The organism is Dokdonella sp. (assembly GCF_049593775.1).
GTDB lineage: Bacteria > Pseudomonadota > Gammaproteobacteria > Xanthomonadales > Rhodanobacteraceae > Dokdonella.
Window position 1 is genome coordinate 1 of sequence record NZ_JBAWHJ010000397.1, and the last position, 3,511, is coordinate 3,511.

Genomic DNA, 3,511 nt, shown 5'->3' on the forward strand with positions numbered 1-3,511 from the left:
ACCTCACAAGTTGGGGCAGCACCGGACGTGGACGTTGGGCATCGCTTTGCTCACCCCAACCTGCGCGCCGGCGAAGTGGCGTTGCTCCAGGTAGGTTGGTGGTGAGCGCAGCGAACCCCAACGTTTCTCCAGCTCGCTGCCGGTTCGCGCACTGAGTGAGCGGCACAGGTCAAAAGGCATCGCCCCTGACGGGCCTCCTGCAAAAAAGCCGTTCTCGGCGCGAACTCCGAGCGCCCCAAGGGTTCCCGCCACAACGCATCCAAGCCACAATCAAACCCATGCAGGATGAACCTTCCTTCGACGGCAAAGCCTTTGTCGCCAACCTGAGCAGCGCGCCTGGCGTATATCGGATGATCGCAGCCAGCGGCGATCTGCTCTATGTCGGCAAGGCCGGCAACCTGAAAAAGCGCGTCGGCAGCTATTTCCTCAAGCCCAGCATGCAGCCACGCATCGCGGCCATGGTCGCGCAGATCGCGCGCATGGAAATTACCCTGACGCGCACCGAGGCCGAAGCCTTGCTGCTCGAAGCGCAGCTGATCAAGTCGCTGCGACCGCGCTACAACATCCTTCTGCGTGACGACAAGAGCTATCCCTACATCCATCTGACCCCGGGTGACTATCCCCGGCTGGCATTCCATCGCGGCGCGCGCACCGGAGGCGGGCGTTACTTCGGTCCGTATCCCAGCGCGATTTCCGTGCGTGAAACCCTCAGCCTGCTGCAGAAACTGTTCCGCATCCGCAACTGCGAAGACAGCTACTTCAAGAATCGCTCTCGCCCCTGCCTGCAGCACCAGATCGGCCGATGCAGCGCGCCTTGCGTGGATTTCATCGGCGCCGACGAGTACCAGGCCAGCGTGCGCCACGCAGCCATGTTCCTCGAAGGCAAAAGCAACGCCTTGCTGGACGAACTGATCGCCAGGATGGAGGAGGCGAGTGCGGCGCTCGATTTCGAACGGGCAGCGCTGATGCGCGATCGGATCGCGGCCGTCAAGAAAGTGCAGGCGCGCCACTACGTGCACGGTGCCGGGGCTGACATGGACATTCTCGCCTGCGCCATCAGCCAGGGCATCGCCTGTGTCAGCGTGATGTTCTTTCGTGATGGCATCAGCCTGGGCTCGCGTGATTTCTTCCCGCGGCTCGCACTCGATGCCGATGAGTCCGACGTGCTCGGCTCATTCCTGGGTCAGTACTACCTCGAACGCCCCGTGCCGGCGGAACTGGTGCTCAGCCACACGCCTGTCGATGCGGGCCTGCTCGGCGAAGCCCTGTCTGCCCATGCCGGGCACAAGGTCGAACTGAAAACCTCGGTGCGTGCGGATCGGGCCCGTTTCCTCGACATGGCTGTCACCAATGCCGGCGCTGCACTCAGCGCTCGATTGGCCAGCCGCCAGACCCAGTTGGCCCGATTCGAAGCCCTGCGCGACCTGCTCAAGCTGGATGAGGTGCCGCAGCGCATCGAGTGTTTCGACATCAGCCACACGATGGGCGAGGCCACGGTCGCATCCTGTGTCGTGTTTGGTCCGGAGGGCCCCGAAAAATCGCACTATCGGCGCTTCAATATCACCGGCATCACGGGCGGGGACGACTACGCGGCCATGCACCAGGCACTGGAGCGCCGCTACCGTCGCATTCAGTCGGGCCAAGGCATTCTTCCCGATATCCTGCTCATTGACGGTGGCCTGGGCCAGGTCAGGCAGGCGCTGGACGTACTCGCCACATTGGGTGTCGAGGGTGTACAAGTGGTGGGAGTAGCCAAAGGAGAGGCGCGAAAATCAGGTCACGAAACCTTGATACTCGGCGATACGGGCCGCAGTTTGTGGCCTGGGCCGGATTCGCCGGCATCACATCTGATCCAGTCTGTTCGCGATGAGGCCCACCGATTCGCCATTACCGGACATCGCGGGCGCAGGGAGAAGGCGCGTGAGACATCCAGCCTCGAAGAAGTGCAGGGAGTGGGGGCCAAGCGCAGGGCGGCACTATTGCGCCAGTTTGGCGGCCTGGCTGGCGTGACCCGGGCCGGAATCGAAGAACTCATGCAAGTAAACGGAATCAACCGCGAACTTGCCGAACGCATTTATGCGGCTTTGCACGGATAACCTTTGACCCATGCACCTGACCTTGCCCACCATTCTCACCCTTTTCCGCATCGGACTGTTGCCGGTCATCGTCGTCGTTTTCTATCTGCCGGAATACTTTCCAGCCAGTCGCGGCTGGTCAAACCACGCGGCGGCCGGAATCTTCATCGCGGCAGCGATCACCGACTGGCTCGATGGCTGGATTGCACGGCGCTACAACATGAGCTCGGCTTTCGGTGCCTTTCTTGATCCGGTTGCCGACAAGCTCATGGTCGCCGTGGCCCTGTTCCTGATCGTGCAGCAGAATCCGACCCCCCTGATGGCCGTCACCAGCGCCGTCATCGTGGGCCGCGAGATCAGTATTTCGGCCCTGCGCGAGTGGATGGCCGAGCTTGGCCAGCGTGCCGCCGTCAGCGTGGCCTGGGTCGGCAAGTTCAAGACCGTCATGCAGATCATCGCCATCGTGGTTTGCCTGCACCAGCGCGATCTCCCCGAACTGCGCCTGTACCGCATCGGCGAGGGGCTGCTGGTCGTTGCCGCCGCGCTGACCATCTGGTCGGCCCTGGTCTACGTGAAGGCCGCCTGGCCGATCATGCGGGATGCCGACAGCGGCAAGATCTGACCCCAGCATTGCCTGCGACATTGGCGCGCAGGCTCAGCTCGCATACGGATTCAAGGTTCGTCATTCCCGCGAAGGCAGGAATCGTTTCAGAACAGCCCGAAGGCTGGTCGACCTGCGACATTGCGACTTCAAAAACCGCCCAAAGAGCTGAATGGGTAGCGGTTCGGCAGTTGCTGAGTACCTTTCGCCTGTGCAGCGATGACGAAAAAATGAGATCGGCTTGAGCCAGAGCCATACAGGTCTGATGCCAATTCCGGACGAAACAGGTTGACTCTTTCGTGGCATTCCGTAATATGCGCGTCCCACGCGGGAATAGCTCAGTTGGTAGAGCGCAACCTTGCCAAGGTTGAGGTCGGGAGTTCGAGCCTCCTTTCCCGCTCCAGTTTATGCACGACGGTCCGGCTGCCAGCAGCGTCGATGTGAAAGATCCGCAAGGCCGCAAACGCGGTCCTCCCGGATCAGAAACCTCGGCAACGCCGGGGATTTGTTTTTTGATGACGACGCATTAAGCTCGCCATCCCACCGGCCTGGTGGCAGAGTGGTCATGCAGCGGCCTGCAAAGCCGCGTACGCCGGTTCGATTCCGACCCAGGCCTCCATCCGTAGAAGATCCGGCCCGCTATTGCGGGTTTTCTTTTGCGCGCGATTTGGCGCAGCACTCACCAGCGCGCCAGCAACGCTAGAATTCCGCGGCGTTGCGGGCGTCATGGCGGCCGGGAAATCGCCGGCTCCGGCTCTGGGGCCGCATGGCGCCTGTACGTGGGAAATGGCGGGGCCTTCGAATCCAATTACCGGCGATGAAATCGGTGATTTCC

General features: G+C 61.9%; 2 protein-coding genes and 2 tRNA genes. All 4 read left to right on the top strand.

Features of this window, described 5'->3' with window-relative positions:
* The first annotated feature begins 278 nt into the window (after window positions 1-278).
* The 4 genes from uvrC (at window position 279) to WBP53_RS13620 (ending at window position 3,295) form a co-directional block, all read left to right on the top strand.
* Window positions 279-2,096 (top strand): excinuclease ABC subunit UvrC, encoded by a 1,818-nt coding sequence (gene uvrC / locus WBP53_RS13605; RefSeq protein ID WP_423929806.1) that lies wholly within the window; start codon window positions 279-281, stop codon window positions 2,094-2,096.
* A gap of 10 nt (window positions 2,097-2,106) precedes the next feature.
* Entirely contained in the window at window positions 2,107-2,697 is a 591-nt protein-coding gene (gene pgsA, locus WBP53_RS13610) for a CDP-diacylglycerol--glycerol-3-phosphate 3-phosphatidyltransferase (protein ID WP_423929808.1), read from the top strand.
* 306 nt (window positions 2,698-3,003) lie between these two features.
* A tRNA-Gly gene (locus tag WBP53_RS13615) sits at window positions 3,004-3,079 on the top strand.
* A 142-nt stretch (window positions 3,080-3,221) separates the two neighbouring features.
* Window positions 3,222-3,295: transfer RNA gene (locus tag WBP53_RS13620), tRNA-Cys, on the top strand.
* Window positions 3,296-3,511 lie beyond the last annotated feature (216 nt).

Coding starts and splice junctions, on each gene's coding strand:
- pgsA (WP_423929808.1), top strand. CDS start 2,107: ATGCACCTGACCTTGCCCACCATTCTCACCCTTTTCCGCATCGGACTG.
- uvrC (WP_423929806.1), top strand. CDS start 279: ATGCAGGATGAACCTTCCTTCGACGGCAAAGCCTTTGTCGCCAACCTG.